Below are 13,072 nucleotides of genomic sequence, written 5' to 3' on the forward strand. Positions count from 1 at the left end.
AATCAAAGGAGGAAGATTGTGAATACTTTTGAATCATTAATTTTTGTTCCTGAAGGGACTCTGCTAAATGAAAAGCTTGCCCTAAAAACTGCTTTAAGGCAAACATTAAAAAAACAGCAAAGAAATTTTGGGCCTAGTGAACGATTAAAATATACTCAGCTCAGTAATGGCTTTAAATTATTAAGCGAGGGTCAACAAATTCAACTGCTTCTGCAAAATTTTTTGCCAGACCACGTAAATGCCCAAGAAACTTTTTATGGCTTCTTAAGAAAGCAGCACCAACTGATCAAAAACAGTCGAGATTTTTTGGAACAGGTCAAGGGCAAACTGAATCTAGTAGCCTTAGGAAAGGAAAGAAAAGCAGAATTATTGCCACGCTTAAAAGAAGCACGAATTGCTGACTACTTTGAAACATTATATTTTGCTGATGATTTTACTACAAAGTTTCCTGAAAAAAATAATTTGATTCAAGTAGTTAATGATCTGCAGCTTGATCCTGACACCAGCTTAGTAGTTGGTTCAAACTTAACTGAAGAAATCCAAGCAGCAGAAAACGCTCATCTAAAATCCCTATGGTTAACGCCAAAGAGAGAAAAAATTTCAATTACGCCTCATCCGACATTACATTTATCAAGACTATTAGATTTACTATTTTATTTAAATATATAATAATTAGGGATGATAATAAATTTAAGTTATTTAGAAAGGAACTTTTTATGACTAAAGTTGCTGTTGTATTTGCAGACGGTTGCGAAGAAGTAGAAGGCTTAAGCGTAGTCGATGTTCTTCGTCGGTTAAATGTTGAAACGGATATGGTAGGTTTAACCAGCAAAAACGTTATGGGTGACCATAAAATTAAATTAAGCTGTGACAAAGTTGTTGATGATAGCTTGCTTGATTACGATTTAGTAGCTTTTCCAGGTGGAATGACTGGCTCCGCTAATTTGCGTGATAATAAAAAGTTGCGTGATCTCATGGTTAAACGTCATGAACAGGGCAAGTGGGATGCTGCAATGTGCGCCGCTCCCCGCGCTTTATCACGCTATGGCGTATTAGCTGACGCTGACTATACTTGCTATCCAAGTATTGAAGAACAAACCGAAAAAGATGCGCCAACTGGTCACTTCAAAGAAGACATTACGGTTACTGATAAAGAACACAAAATTTTAACTAGCCGTGGGCCTGCTACTGCTTGGGCTTTTGCTTATGCAATTGCTGAAGCACTTGGCGTTGAAACTAAAGATTTAAAGCATGCCATGCTTTATGATTATTTAGCCGATAATATTCAAGACAGCTTATAATTATTCTATCTTGGTACAAAAAAAGCATCTCCATTTTGGAGATGCTTTTTGTATATAAACGTAATTTGAAAATTAACGCTTTGAGAATTGTGAAGCTTTACGGGCTTTCTTCAAACCTGGCTTCTTTCTTTCCTTCATTCTTGGGTCACGTGTTAAGAAACCGGCCTTCTTTAATGGTGAACGAAAATCTGGGTCAACATCAAGAAGTGCACGAGCGATACCCAAACGGATAGCTCCAGCTTGACCTGAGAAACCACCACCGTTAACGTTAACGTGAATGTCATATTGACCGTCAGTTTCAGTCAAAGTCAATGGTTGCTTCAAGTCCTTAACTAAGTTAGGGAATGGGATGTATTCATTAACTTCTTTGCCGTTAACAGTGATCTTACCATTACCTGGTACTAAACGAACACGCGCAACTGAATCTTTGCGGCGACCAGTACCGATGTATGCAGCTTGTTGTGCCATTATTTAACCTCCTAGATTAATCTGTTAATATCTAACTTTTCAGGCTTTTGTGCTTCATGCTTGTGATCTTCACCAGCATAAACGTGCATCTTCATGAATTCTTGGTGACCAAGAGTATTCTTTGGAAGCATGCCCTTAACTGAGATTTCAACCATCTTAACAGGATTGTTGGCAAGCAACTCGCCGTATGAAGTAGCTCTTAAGCCGCCACGCCATTCTGAGTGGTGGTAGTAAATCTTGTCAGTAGCCTTTTTACCAGTCAATCTAATCTTTGAAGCGTTGATAATAATTACATTATCACCGGTATCAACATTAGGTGTGTATTGAGGCTTGTTCTTACCTCTCAAAATAGTGGCAACAGCAGTTGAAAGACGACCTAAAGATACGTCAGTTGCATCGATAATATACCACTTACGTTCAATTTCACTAGATTTTGCTAATGGTGTAGTACGCAATTTAAATTCCTCCGTTTACTTGCAGTTTGAAAACAATAAGTTTCCGGGGCCTATAGTGGACAAACATACTATATTAGAGTACGTCCTTTTTATAAAAATGTCAATTATAAAAGTAGATCTTGCCGGTATTTATCTGGCAATTTGTCATAAAAGACATGGTATAAATATAGCCCACTTGCCGGTGCGGTTTGAGTCACTTGCAAACGATCTTTTGCCTTAATTATTCTAGGAAAATCATGTACCGGACGTTTTCCGCTTCCAATTTCCAATAAAGTTGCTACTAAAATTCGAACCATATTATATAAAAAGCCAGAGCATATAAAATCGAAAACAAGTTCATTTTGCGATTCATTTTTTTCAACATTGACATAGTACATGGTACGAACTTTATTTTTTATTTGACCTCCACTCGCTGCAAAGCTTGTAAAATCATGTTTACCTAGTAGATCCTTAGCAGCTTCTTTCATCTTTGAAACATCGATTGGATAAGGATAATGACCTGTATAAAATCTTTTAAATGGATTCACGAAATGATCCAAACTCATCCGATAGCGATACCATTTGCCTTTAATACTATATCGAACATGAAAATCAGGACTGGCGATTTCACATTCTTTAAAAATAATATCCATTGGCATCATTGAGTTCAATGCCAAAATCATCTTTTCTGCTGGAATTCTATTTCCCGGGTAATCAAATTGAATGACCTGACCCATCGCATGAACACCCGCATCAGTTCTACCGGATCCTTCAACTATTACTCGTTTGCCTTTAGTCATTTTCTTTAAAGCTTCTTCAACTGTACCTTGAACAGTTCTTTGATTTGGCTGAACCTGAAAGCCATGAAAAAGATGACCATCATACGCCATCAGCATTTTATATCTTGTACTCATTAATGTGTCCTAAATATGATTAATAAAGCAGTTAAGCTTACCAAATAAAAAAGGTTTACTAAATCAACCTTACTCCATCTTAAAACGCGATAGTGACTTCTGCCCTTACTACCACGATAGCCTCTGGCCTCCATTGCTGTAGAAAGATCTACCGCGGTCTCTAATGAACTAATAAATAATGGAACCAACAATGGTGCAATTGCTTTTGATCTTTTAATCAAACCACCATCATTAAAGTCTGCTCCACGTGACCTCTGAGCATTCATAATTTTCAAAGTTTGGTCAAAAAGGGTTGGAACAAAACGTAAAGCAATCGACATTACCAAAGCAATTTTATCTACCGGAACTCTTATTAATTTTAACGGTTTTAAAATCCATTCCATTGCATCAGCTATTTCCAATGGCATTGTAGTCACTGTCATCACTGTGGAAATTAAAATGATTAAAGTAAATCGAATACAGATAAAAATAGCATTAGCAATTCCAAAACTTGACAGAGTGAATATCCACCATTTCCAATAGATCGTTCCACCAGTAGTAAAGAATAATTGCAAAGCCGATGTAAAGAAGATTAACCAGATTAATGGCTTAACTCCGTCCCAAAATATTTTAGCCTTAAGTTTTGTTGCTGCTACAGCTAATATTGCAAATAAAGCAATAATACCATATGTAAGCCAATTATTAGCGAGAAAAATAATAAAAATGAAGAGAATAGCCACGAGCAATTTTCCTCGTGGATCCATTTTATAAATAATGGAATCTCCAGGAATATATCGTCCAATAATTATTTTACTCAAAGACTCACCTCTTCAAATTTATTAAGATTCCTTTGACTAAATCATCCATAGTTAAAGGCTGTTTTTCAAATTGATAATTACTTAATTGTTTAGCAAAAGCTGTTGCACTTGGCTCATCAAGCGAATGCCGATGGGCCCATTTTTCATCAGCAAAGATATTAGCTGGAATATCATGCTTAATTAGCTTGCCTTTTTCCATTACCAAAACGTCATCGGCATAATTAACAACATCATCCATGTTATGAGTGACCAAAATCACAGTATGACCAGAATTTTTATAATCTAAAAACAAATCCATCATTTGCTTTCGAGCACGAGGATCCAATCCTGCATCTGGTTCATCCAAGCAAAGAACGTCAGGTTGATACGCCATGACCCCAGCAATTGCCACTCTCCTCATTTGTCCACCAGATAAATCGAAAGGAGAACGATCCGCTATGTCTTCAGATAAGCCGACTTTCTTTAACCATTTTAATGCTAAAACCTTAGCATCATCTTCGCTATAGCCAAAATTTTTTGGTCCAAAAGCAATATCATTTAAAACCGTTGTTTCAAATAATTGAGCTTCGGGGAATTGAAATACTAAACTAACATGACGACGTAAATCTTTTAAATTTTTATTTCCAGTTTCAGGTGTGATTTCTTTACCAGCAATTTTAATCTTTCCGGCACTAGGTTTCAATAAAGCATTAAAATGCTGCATCAAAGTAGATTTTCCACTACCAGTATGACCAACAATTGCGACAAAACTCTTTTCTTTTAAAGTAAAGCTTACCTGGTCTAAGCCTTTTTTCTCTAATGGTGTATTAGGTGAATATATGTAACTTACATTTTCGAATTTAATTGACATAGTATCTCGACCAACTTCTCTTGCGAATCGACGTTCTCTGGAATTTCTATCCCGGCCTTTATTAGCTTTTTGATAAGTTTAAAAATAAATGGTTCCTCTAAACCTATACTATCTATTAGCTTTTCGTTTTTGAAAACATCCTTTGGCGTACCCTGTGCAATCGCCTTTCCGTCATTCAAAATTAAAACATGATCAGCCAACATAATTTCATTAATATCATGTGTAATAGAAATGACAGTTAAATCATTTTTGTCCTTCATCTTTTTAACTAACGAAATGATTTCGTCATGTCCTCTAGGATCAAGCATCGAAGTCGCTTCATCTAAAATTAAAATTTTAGGCTTAACGGCAAGTATACCAGCAATTGCGACTCTTTGCTTCTGACCTCCTGATAAGTTGCTTGGCTCAGCAGTTTTATAGTCTGACATGCCTACCTCTTGAATGGCTTTATCGACAATACTTAACATTTGTTCACGCGGTACTCCACGATTTTCTAGTCCAAAGGCAACATCATCGGCGACAGTGGCACCAACAAATTGATTATCAGGATTCTGAAAAACGATCCCCACTTTATCTCTTATTTTCCACAAATTTTGTTCATTAAGAGGATCGCCATCAACAATAATTGAATCCGCATCATTTTCGTCAGACCATAAAAGTCCATTTATTAGTCTAGTAATTGTTGATTTGCCACTTCCATTATGACCTAATATGGTAAACCATTCACCTTTCTTAACATTAAAACTAACATCCTGTACAGCAGGTACCTTAGATTCACTATAAGTAAATGAGACATGATTTAAAGAAATTATATTTTCGGACATATATTCACCACCAAACTACTTATCATCCTACCAAAAAGAGCAAAAAAAATCATCCATGAAGAGGGATGATTTAATCATCTAAGCTAGACTAAGCTTTCGCCATCATCTTTGCGCTTATTCTCACTTTCATGGATAATTCTTAATAGCTATTAAGTTAGATTATTTTGAATTAAATATTAAACCAATTCAAGAATAACCATTGGAGCAGCGTCACCCTTACGAGCTAAAGCTAACTTCATAATTCTGGTGTAACCACCATTACGGTCTTTGTAACGAGGTGCAATATCAGAGAAGAGCTTTTGCAATGCTGATTTAACAACAACTGCATCTTTTTCTTCGTGAATATCAGCAACTTCATCTCTTACAAAAGTAGCAGCTTTTCTTCTTGATGCTAAATCACCGCGCTTACCCAAAGTAATCATTTTTTCAGCAGTCTTACGGATTTCCTTAGCACGAGATTCAGTAGTAACAATGCGTTCGTTAATGAACAATTGAGTAGTCATTTCTCTAAGCATTGCTTTTCTATGTGCACTGTCGCGACCTAATTTACGGTATGCCATTAGTTTGCCTCCTTTATTTGCTTACTTAAGTTAATCTTCTTGACGAAGTGAGAGTCCTAAGTCAGCTAATTTGTTCTTAACTTCTTCCAATGATTTACGTCCTAAATTACGTACACGCATCATATCTGCTTCACTTTTATCTGTTAACTCTTGCAAAGTATTAATACCTGCACGCTTTAAGCAGTTGTAAGAACGAACAGAAAGATCAAGCTCTTCAATAGTCATTTCAAGCTTCTTTTCTTTCTTGTTGTCTTCCTTTTCCACCATTACTTCGCTGAACTTGTTATCTGCATCTGCAGATTCGAATACCTTAAAGTGTTCTACAAGAATATTTGCAGCGAAGCTAAGGGCGTCATTAGGGTTGATTGAACCGTCTGTCCAAATCTCAAAAGTGAGCTTGTCAAAATCGTCTCTCTTACCAACGCGAGTTGATTCAACTTGGTAATTTACCTTCTTAATTGGTGAGAAAAGAGAATCAACTGGAATAACACCAATTGGCATGTCTTCACTCTTATTGTCACTTGCAGCTACATAACCGCGACCATTCTTAACCGCAATTTGCATGTGCAAGTGCCCACCTTCAGCAATGGTACAAATGTATTGATCTGGATTCAAAACTTCTACGTCTGAATCAACTTTAAGATCATCAGCAGTTACAGTGGCTGGACCTTCAACATCCAATTCAATAACCTTTTGTTCATCTGAATTTGACTTTAATTCAAGTTTCTTCAAATTCAAGATAATCTTAGTTACATCTTCTCTAACGCCGGGAACTGTTGAGAACTCGTGTAAAACGCCGTCAATTTGAACATAAACAAGTCCTGTACCAGGAATAGAAGTGAGTAATACTCTGCGAAGAGAATTACCTAATGTTGTACCAAAGCCTCGTTCTAGTGGTTCAACAACAAACTTACCGTAAGAATCTTCTTGTTCAACAACGGTAATATTTGGTTTTTCAAATTCAATCATTACTAGGCCCCTTTCAAAACGTAACGTCCTTGAGCATTAAGGACAAAATTAAACACGACGACGTTTTGGTGGTCTAGAACCATTGTGGGGAACTGGCGTAACGTCACGAATTGCAGTAATTTCAAGACCAGTTGCTTGAAGTGATCTAATTGCAGATTCACGACCAGCACCAGGGCCTTTAACAGAAACTTCTACACGTTTCATGCCTTGGTCCATTGCACTCTTAGCTGCTGCTTCGGCTGCCATTTGAGCTGCAAATGGGGTTGACTTACGACTACCCTTAAAGCCCAATGCACCGGCTGAAGACCAAGCAATTGCATTACCTTGAACGTCAGTAATCATGACTAAAGTATTATTAAACGTAGACTGAATGTGAGCAACGCCGCTTTCGACATGCTTCTTCACACGACGCTTACGTGCTGTTTTAGGCATCAATAAACCTCCTTATAAATATATTAACGGTTTCTCTTAGCACCCTTACGGGTACGAGCATTGTTCTTAGTATTTTGACCACGAACTGGAAGTCCACGACGGTGACGAATACCACGGTAACAACCGATATCAACTAAACGTTTGATGTTCATACTTACTTCACGACGTAAGTCACCTTCAACACGGTATTTGTCGACTTCTGAACGAAGCTTTTCTTGATCTTCTGGAGTTAAATCCTTTGAACGGATATCTTCTGAAACACCAGCATCTTTACAAATCTTCTTAGCAGTTGGTTCACCAATACCATAAATATAAGTCAATGCGACTACAACTCGTTTATCTCTTGGTAAGTCAACACCAGCAATACGTGCCATAAATTGCACCTCCTATTTTTTAACCTTGACGTTGCTTGTGTTTTGGATTTGCAGGGCAAATAACCATAACACGGCCATGTCTCTTAATAACTTTACAATGTTCACACATTGGTTTAACAGATGGTCTAACCTTCATGTTTACCTCCGTTATTACTTAATAAACCGATACGTAATTCTACCTTTTGTTAAATCATATGGAGAAAGCTCAACAGTCACACGGTCTCCAGGCAAAATGCGAATATAGTGCATTCTAATCTTGCCTGAAACGTGTGCTAAAATAGTTGCTCCATTTTCCAATTCAACTTTAAACATAGCATTAGGTAAGGTATCAACTACCTTACCTTCTACTTCAATGACACCATCTTTTGCCAAAGTTGTTCCTCCGCAATTAAACAGTCATACTTTGAAATTATAACACGGAATTCTAAATATACAAGCTTTGTCTTACTTGTTGTTACTTAAGACCGCATCGATATCTTCAAATACTTTATCTGGAGTTTGCTTTCCGTTAATTACAGTCAACAAACCTTTTTCTTGATAAAAGTCTTTTAATGGTGCATTCATCTTTTCGTTAACTTCAAGACGATTCTTAACAACTTCTGGTTTGTCATCTTCACGTTGATAAAATTCATGACTACCACAACGATCACATGTACCTTCAACCTTAGGCATCTTTGAGATCTTATTATAAGTAGCTCCACAATTTTTACACATAAAGCGTGCTGATAAACGTTTTACTAAAGTATCTTCATCAACATCTAATGCAATAACATTAGTTAATGGTTTATTTAAACGTTTAGTGATACCATCAAGCATTTCTGCTTGTTCAATAGTTCTCGGAAAACCGTCTAAGATATAACCTTCTTTAATATCTGGTTGACTTAAACGTTCCTCAACTAATTTAGCAGTAACTTCGTCAGGTACTAAATTACCTTTGTCGATATAGCTCTTAGCTTCAAGGCCAACTTTTGTTTTGTTAGCCATAGCTTCCCTAAACATATCCCCAGTTGAGATATGAGTTAAGTGATATTTATCAACAATTTGTTCTGATGCTGTACCTTTACCAGCACCTGGCAAACCTAAAAGAATTAAGTTAATCATATTTCCGTCCTATCTGATGAATCCGACATATTCTCTTTTCATTAACAAACCGTTAATTTGACGAGATAATTCTAAGACAACCCCAATTACAATTAACAAACTAGTTCCGCCTAAACCAATAGAACTTGGTAAGCCCCAGAAGTTAGTTGCTAATTGTGGTATAAGTGCTACTAAACCTAAGAAAATTGAACCAACTGTGGATAATCTCATTAAAAGTTTAGAAACATAATCTTGTGTATCTTTACCAGGCCATACACTTGGGATGTAAGCCCCTTGTTTTTGTAAGTTTTCTGCTAGCTTTTCAGGATTTACCTGAACAAAAGCATAGAAGAATGTAAATAGAATAATCAAAATCGTGTAAATGATAACACCTGGAGTAGTTTGTAAACTGAAAATGTTAGTCAACACTTGATACCATTGCTGGTCACCTTGACTTTTTTGAAAGGCCATTAAAACAGTTGCCGGTGTAATAATAAATGAACTGGCAAAGATAACTGGAATAACTCCAGAAACGTTAACCTTCAATGGTAGAAAACTTTCAGATCCACTGATTGTCGCTCTTCTTGTGTATTGAATAGGAATACGACGATCAGCTTGTTCAACCCAGGTAACAAGTTGCGTTACGATAAGGATTGCAACGATAACCCCGATGAAGAACAAAATACCTTGCCAACGATCACTAGCACTATTATTAACGATTTCTTCATTATATATTTGCCACATTCCTGATGGAAGTCTTGCTATAATACCAGCAAAAATAATTACTGAAATACCATTTCCTAAACCTTTGTCAGTAATTTCATCACCAAGCCAATTTAGAAGCATCGTTCCACCAGTCATGATAATGGCAATTTCTAAATAAGTTTGCCAAGTTTGATTCTTGACTAAACCCATTTGTGTCAAGGCGTTAAAACCTAACGTAATACCAAGACTTTGAACAAAGGCAACTACCAATGTTAAATATCTGGTAACCTGATTAGTTTTACGTCTACCTACTTCACCTTGCTTCCCCCATTCAACTAAAGTTGGCACAATATCCATTTGAAGCAATTGGATAACAATTTGTGCCGTAATGTAAGGAGAAACACCGAGTGAAAATATTGAATAATTATCAAGTCCACCACCGGAAACAGTATCCAGCATTGGAACCAAACCAGTTTGTGCAACCTGAGTGATCGCTTTTGCATTAACACCTGGAACGGCAATGTTAGCACCGATCCGATAAAGCAAAAGAATAAAGAGAGTAAACCAAATTTTGTTTCTGATTTCTTTATCCTTAAAGGCGTTCTTCAAGGTTGAAAACATTAGATCACCTCAACAGTTCCGCCAGCAGCTTCAACTGCCTTCTTAGCAGCTGCGGAAACCTTGTTAACCTTTACAGTTAATTTAACTTTTAATTCACCGTTACCAAGTAACTTAACACCTGAAAGTTCTTTCTTTACAAGACCATTTTCTTTCAAACTTTCAACAGTTACTTCGCTACCATCTTTAAACTTGTTTAAGTCATCTAAATTAATAATTGCGTATTCTTTACGGTTGATTTTCTTGAAACCACGCTTAGGCATAGTTCTGAACAATGGCATTTGACCACCTTCAAAACCTAAACGAGTATGACCGCCTTGACGAGCCAATTGACCTTTTTGACCACGACCAGAAGTCTTACCGTAACCACTTGAAGTACCACGACCTACACGTTTTCTTGCACGACGTGAGCCTTCTGCTGAATGTAATTCATGAAGCTTCATTTATTTGGCACCTCCTTGATTCTTTATTTATTAATCTCTTCAACAGAGATTAAGTGAGCAATTTTCAATAATGCACCACGAGTAGCAGCGTTGTCTGGAAGAACAACAGTACTGTTTACGCGACCTAAACCAAGAGCCTTAACGACTTTCTTTTGACTAGGAATGCGGTGCGCAACACTTCTAATTAAAGTAACTTTTAAATCAGTCATCTATTAACCTCTCCCTAATCTTCGTTCTTGATTTGGCGAAGTTTTTCAACTTCTTCACTAGTTCTAAGTTTCTTCAAGCCATCAATAGTTGCACGAACAACATTGATTGGAGTGTTTGAACCCAAAGATTTTGAAGTAACATCAGCGATACCAGCCATATCCATAACGATACGTACGGCACCACCGGCAGCTACTCCGGAACCAGCTTCGGCAGGCTTCAATAAAATGTTACCTGAACCATAGTGACCAATTACCTCGTGAGGAATAGTAGTACCAACCTTAGATACATTGATCATTTTCTTCTTGCCGTCTTCTACAGCCTTACGGATTGCTTCTGGGACTTCTTGAGCCTTACCAGTACCGAAACCTACACGGCCTTTCTTGTCACCAACGACAACAAGGGCAGCAAATCTCATTCTACGTCCACCTTTTACAACCTTAGTAATACGGTTGACAGCGACTAATTGATCTTCGATATCGTCCTTGTTTCTGCGATTGTTACGAGAATCGTTGCGGTTTGCCATGTGTTAATTCTCCTTCCTAGAAATCTAATCCGTTTTCACGAGCGGCGTCTGCCAATGCTGAAATACGGCCGTGGTATAAGTAACCACTTCTATCAAATACGACATTTGTAATATTCTTAGCTTTTGCTGCTTCGGCAATAGCCTTACCAACAGCTGCAGCTTGTTCTACTTTGCTTGAATCTGCGGAAACAGACTTGTCCAAAGTTGAGGCACTTGCTAGCGTGACACCCGCTACGTCATCAATTAATTGAGCGTAGATGTTTTTGTTTGAACGAAAGATACTTAAGCGTGGGCGCTCAGCAGTACCAGAAATCTTTCCACGAATACGTTTATGACGCTTTAAGCGTAACTTGTTTTTATCTGGTTTAGAAATCACAATTTCACCTCAAAATAACTACTTATTACTTACCAGTCTTACCTTCCTTGCGACGTACGTATTCATCAGTGTAACGAATACCTTTGCCTTTATAAGGTTCAGGTGGACGTACGGCACGGACTTCAGCTGCAAATTGACCAACGTTTTCCTTTGAAATACCCTCAATTTCAACGTCAGTTGCTGAAGGAGTCTTAACATTAACGCCTTCTGGAGCAGTTAAAACAACTGGATGTGAGTAACCAACATTTAAAGTAATCTTGTTGCCTTGTGCTTGTGCACGGTAACCAACACCGATTAACTTCAATGTCTTCTTGTAACCATCAACAACACCTTTGATCATTGAGGCTAAGTTTGCTCTTTCAGTACCGTGAAGAGCTTTGTCGTTTTCATTTGAACGACTAAAGTTGATTTCACCGTCTTTTTGTTCAAACTTAATCTTTGGATCAAAGTATCTGGTTAATTCACCCTTAGGTCCCTTAACAGTAATATTGTTGCCTTCTTTGGTAACAGTGACACCGTCGGGTACTTTAATAGTCTTTAAACCAATACGGCTCATTGAATTTTCTCCTTTCTGTCAGAATTACCAAACGTAAGCGATAACTTCGCCGCCAACGCCCTTTTGTCTAGCTTCTTTATCGGTAATAACACCTGCAGAAGTAGAAACGATGGCAATACCTAAACCGTTAAGAACCTTAGGTAATTCTTCAGCACCAACATAGTTTCTAAGACCTGGCTTAGAAATACGCCTCAAGCCTGAAATTACGCGTTCACCGTTTGGACCATACTTCAAGAAAATCTTGATAACGCCTTGCTTGTTGTCATCAGTTACTTCGTAATCACGAATGAAACCTTTGCGCTTCAAAATTTCCGAAATTGACTTTTTAATGTTTGATGCAGGAATTTCAACTGAATCGTGCTTTGCCATGTTGGCATTTCTGATTCTAGTCAAGTAATCTGCGATCGGATCTGTCATGACCATTTATGCTATCCTCCTAACCGTATACTACCAACTAGCCTTTTTAAGACCAGGAATTTGACCTTTGTGTGCTAATTCCTTTAAGCAAATACGGCATAAACCGAACTTGCGGTATACGGAATGTGGACGACCACATCTCTCACAACGTGTGTATTCACGTGTAGAGAACTTAGCAGGACGATGATTTCTGATTTTTTGTGATGTTTTAGCCATTAATG

The 13,072-nt window shown here is 37.5% G+C and carries 23 protein-coding genes; 2 read left to right on the forward strand and 21 right to left on the reverse strand.

What is annotated here, in order from left to right; genetic code table 11:
• The first annotated feature begins 18 nt into the window (after positions 1-18).
• On the forward strand, positions 19-669 hold the full coding sequence (locus HMPREF0493_RS03440) for an HAD family hydrolase (RefSeq protein WP_040457136.1): 651 nt from the start codon (positions 19-21) through the stop codon (positions 667-669).
• A 47-nt stretch (positions 670-716) separates the two neighbouring features.
• Positions 717-1,301, forward strand: coding sequence for a DJ-1 family glyoxalase III (locus HMPREF0493_RS03445; protein ID WP_006351900.1), 585 nt, complete (start codon positions 717-719; stop codon positions 1,299-1,301).
• 72 nt (positions 1,302-1,373) lie between these two features.
• Here HMPREF0493_RS03445 and rpsI read toward each other — a convergent pair whose 3' ends face one another.
• From rpsI to HMPREF0493_RS03550, 21 genes are all read right to left on the reverse strand, one after another.
• Complete coding sequence (rpsI, locus tag HMPREF0493_RS03450) at positions 1,374-1,769, reverse strand: 30S ribosomal protein S9 (RefSeq protein WP_006351901.1); 396 nt, start codon at positions 1,767-1,769, stop codon at positions 1,374-1,376.
• 11 nt (positions 1,770-1,780) lie between these two features.
• Positions 1,781-2,224 (reverse strand): 50S ribosomal protein L13, encoded by a 444-nt coding sequence (rplM, locus tag HMPREF0493_RS03455; RefSeq protein ID WP_006351902.1) that lies wholly within the window; start codon positions 2,222-2,224, stop codon positions 1,781-1,783.
• A 104-nt stretch (positions 2,225-2,328) separates the two neighbouring features.
• Positions 2,329-3,117, reverse strand: a complete 789-nt coding sequence (truA, locus tag HMPREF0493_RS03460; RefSeq protein WP_006351903.1) for a tRNA pseudouridine(38-40) synthase TruA — start codon at positions 3,115-3,117, stop codon at positions 2,329-2,331.
• On the reverse strand, positions 3,117-3,914 hold the full coding sequence (locus HMPREF0493_RS03465) for an energy-coupling factor transporter transmembrane component T family protein (RefSeq protein WP_040457140.1): 798 nt from the start codon (positions 3,912-3,914) through the stop codon (positions 3,117-3,119). Before HMPREF0493_RS03465 ends, truA begins: the two co-directional genes overlap by 1 nt.
• A gap of 4 nt (positions 3,915-3,918) precedes the next feature.
• A complete protein-coding gene (locus HMPREF0493_RS03470) occupies positions 3,919-4,764 on the reverse strand; it encodes an energy-coupling factor transporter ATPase (protein WP_006351905.1) in 846 nt (281 codons plus the stop codon).
• Complete coding sequence (locus HMPREF0493_RS03475) at positions 4,740-5,588, reverse strand: energy-coupling factor transporter ATPase (protein ID WP_006351906.1); 849 nt, start codon at positions 5,586-5,588, stop codon at positions 4,740-4,742. Before HMPREF0493_RS03475 ends, HMPREF0493_RS03470 begins: the two co-directional genes overlap by 25 nt.
• Positions 5,589-5,764: 176 nt before the next feature.
• A complete protein-coding gene (gene rplQ, locus HMPREF0493_RS03480; protein ID WP_006351907.1) occupies positions 5,765-6,148 on the reverse strand; it encodes a 50S ribosomal protein L17 in 384 nt (127 codons plus the stop codon).
• Positions 6,149-6,178: 30 nt separating this feature from the next.
• Complete coding sequence (locus HMPREF0493_RS03485) at positions 6,179-7,117, reverse strand: DNA-directed RNA polymerase subunit alpha (protein WP_006351908.1); 939 nt, start codon at positions 7,115-7,117, stop codon at positions 6,179-6,181.
• A 48-nt stretch (positions 7,118-7,165) separates the two neighbouring features.
• The gene (rpsK, locus tag HMPREF0493_RS03490; protein WP_006351909.1) at positions 7,166-7,549 is read right to left on the reverse strand and encodes a 30S ribosomal protein S11; all 384 of its coding nucleotides are present in this window, start codon (positions 7,547-7,549) and stop codon (positions 7,166-7,168) included.
• 23 nt (positions 7,550-7,572) lie between these two features.
• The gene (gene rpsM, locus HMPREF0493_RS03495) at positions 7,573-7,923 is read right to left on the reverse strand and encodes a 30S ribosomal protein S13 (protein WP_006351910.1); all 351 of its coding nucleotides are present in this window, start codon (positions 7,921-7,923) and stop codon (positions 7,573-7,575) included.
• A 19-nt stretch (positions 7,924-7,942) separates the two neighbouring features.
• Positions 7,943-8,059, reverse strand: a complete 117-nt coding sequence (gene rpmJ, locus HMPREF0493_RS03500; protein WP_002878160.1) for a 50S ribosomal protein L36 — start codon at positions 8,057-8,059, stop codon at positions 7,943-7,945.
• 14 nt (positions 8,060-8,073) lie between these two features.
• Complete coding sequence (infA, locus tag HMPREF0493_RS03505; RefSeq protein ID WP_006351911.1) at positions 8,074-8,295, reverse strand: translation initiation factor IF-1; 222 nt, start codon at positions 8,293-8,295, stop codon at positions 8,074-8,076.
• 72 nt (positions 8,296-8,367) lie between these two features.
• On the reverse strand, positions 8,368-9,024 hold the full coding sequence (locus HMPREF0493_RS03510) for an adenylate kinase (protein WP_006351912.1): 657 nt from the start codon (positions 9,022-9,024) through the stop codon (positions 8,368-8,370).
• Between the two features lie 9 nt (positions 9,025-9,033).
• Positions 9,034-10,329 (reverse strand): preprotein translocase subunit SecY, encoded by a 1,296-nt coding sequence (secY, locus tag HMPREF0493_RS03515; RefSeq protein WP_006351913.1) that lies wholly within the window; start codon positions 10,327-10,329, stop codon positions 9,034-9,036.
• Entirely contained in the window at positions 10,329-10,769 is a 441-nt protein-coding gene (gene rplO, locus HMPREF0493_RS03520) for a 50S ribosomal protein L15 (RefSeq protein ID WP_006351914.1), read from the reverse strand. The genes secY and rplO overlap by 1 nt, the downstream gene beginning before the upstream one ends.
• 23 nt (positions 10,770-10,792) lie before the next feature.
• The gene (gene rpmD, locus HMPREF0493_RS03525) at positions 10,793-10,978 is read right to left on the reverse strand and encodes a 50S ribosomal protein L30 (RefSeq protein ID WP_006351915.1); all 186 of its coding nucleotides are present in this window, start codon (positions 10,976-10,978) and stop codon (positions 10,793-10,795) included.
• A 14-nt stretch (positions 10,979-10,992) separates the two neighbouring features.
• Complete coding sequence (gene rpsE / locus HMPREF0493_RS03530; RefSeq protein WP_006351916.1) at positions 10,993-11,502, reverse strand: 30S ribosomal protein S5; 510 nt, start codon at positions 11,500-11,502, stop codon at positions 10,993-10,995.
• A 16-nt stretch (positions 11,503-11,518) separates the two neighbouring features.
• Positions 11,519-11,878 (reverse strand): 50S ribosomal protein L18, encoded by a 360-nt coding sequence (gene rplR / locus HMPREF0493_RS03535; RefSeq protein ID WP_006351917.1) that lies wholly within the window; start codon positions 11,876-11,878, stop codon positions 11,519-11,521.
• 25 nt (positions 11,879-11,903) lie between these two features.
• Positions 11,904-12,434 carry a 50S ribosomal protein L6 gene (gene rplF / locus HMPREF0493_RS03540; protein ID WP_006351918.1) on the reverse strand — a complete coding sequence of 177 codons (531 nt, stop codon included), beginning with the start codon at positions 12,432-12,434 and terminating at the stop codon, positions 11,904-11,906.
• Positions 12,435-12,458: 24 nt separating this feature from the next.
• The gene (gene rpsH / locus HMPREF0493_RS03545) at positions 12,459-12,857 is read right to left on the reverse strand and encodes a 30S ribosomal protein S8 (RefSeq protein WP_006351919.1); all 399 of its coding nucleotides are present in this window, start codon (positions 12,855-12,857) and stop codon (positions 12,459-12,461) included.
• A 24-nt stretch (positions 12,858-12,881) separates the two neighbouring features.
• Positions 12,882-13,067: a type Z 30S ribosomal protein S14 gene (locus tag HMPREF0493_RS03550; RefSeq protein ID WP_006351920.1), complete on the reverse strand. Its 186-nt coding sequence runs from the start codon at positions 13,065-13,067 to the stop codon at positions 12,882-12,884.
• Positions 13,068-13,072 lie beyond the last annotated feature (5 nt).

Source organism: Lactobacillus amylolyticus DSM 11664 (assembly GCF_000178475.1).
In the GTDB taxonomy this organism is placed as follows: domain Bacteria; phylum Bacillota; class Bacilli; order Lactobacillales; family Lactobacillaceae; genus Lactobacillus; species Lactobacillus amylolyticus.

Bases quoted from the DNA above. Each gene is read 5' to 3' on its own strand.
- rpsE (WP_006351916.1), bottom strand. From the start codon at position 11,502: ATGGCAAACCGCAACGATTCTCGTAACAATCGCAGAAACAAGGACGAT.
- rpsH (WP_006351919.1), bottom strand. From the start codon at position 12,857: ATGGTCATGACAGATCCGATCGCAGATTACTTGACTAGAATCAGAAAT.
- rpmJ (WP_002878160.1), bottom strand. From the start codon at position 8,059: ATGAAGGTTAGACCATCTGTTAAACCAATGTGTGAACATTGTAAAGTT.
- HMPREF0493_RS03445 (WP_006351900.1), top strand. From the start codon at position 717: ATGACTAAAGTTGCTGTTGTATTTGCAGACGGTTGCGAAGAAGTAGAA.
- HMPREF0493_RS03550 (WP_006351920.1), bottom strand. From the start codon at position 13,067: ATGGCTAAAACATCACAAAAAATCAGAAATCATCGTCCTGCTAAGTTC.
- rpmD (WP_006351915.1), bottom strand. From the start codon at position 10,978: ATGACTGATTTAAAAGTTACTTTAATTAGAAGTGTTGCGCACCGCATT.
- rplO (WP_006351914.1), bottom strand. From the start codon at position 10,769: ATGAAGCTTCATGAATTACATTCAGCAGAAGGCTCACGTCGTGCAAGA.
- rpsK (WP_006351909.1), bottom strand. From the start codon at position 7,549: ATGCCTAAAACAGCACGTAAGCGTCGTGTGAAGAAGCATGTCGAAAGC.
- HMPREF0493_RS03510 (WP_006351912.1), bottom strand. From the start codon at position 9,024: ATGATTAACTTAATTCTTTTAGGTTTGCCAGGTGCTGGTAAAGGTACA.
- rpsM (WP_006351910.1), bottom strand. From the start codon at position 7,923: ATGGCACGTATTGCTGGTGTTGACTTACCAAGAGATAAACGAGTTGTA.
- HMPREF0493_RS03470 (WP_006351905.1), bottom strand. From the start codon at position 4,764: ATGTCAATTAAATTCGAAAATGTAAGTTACATATATTCACCTAATACA.
- secY (WP_006351913.1), bottom strand. From the start codon at position 10,329: ATGTTTTCAACCTTGAAGAACGCCTTTAAGGATAAAGAAATCAGAAAC.
- rplQ (WP_006351907.1), bottom strand. From the start codon at position 6,148: ATGGCATACCGTAAATTAGGTCGCGACAGTGCACATAGAAAAGCAATG.
- truA (WP_006351903.1), bottom strand. From the start codon at position 3,117: ATGAGTACAAGATATAAAATGCTGATGGCGTATGATGGTCATCTTTTT.
- rplF (WP_006351918.1), bottom strand. From the start codon at position 12,434: ATGAGCCGTATTGGTTTAAAGACTATTAAAGTACCCGACGGTGTCACT.
- HMPREF0493_RS03485 (WP_006351908.1), bottom strand. From the start codon at position 7,117: ATGATTGAATTTGAAAAACCAAATATTACCGTTGTTGAACAAGAAGAT.
- HMPREF0493_RS03475 (WP_006351906.1), bottom strand. From the start codon at position 5,588: ATGTCCGAAAATATAATTTCTTTAAATCATGTCTCATTTACTTATAGT.
- rpsI (WP_006351901.1), bottom strand. From the start codon at position 1,769: ATGGCACAACAAGCTGCATACATCGGTACTGGTCGCCGCAAAGATTCA.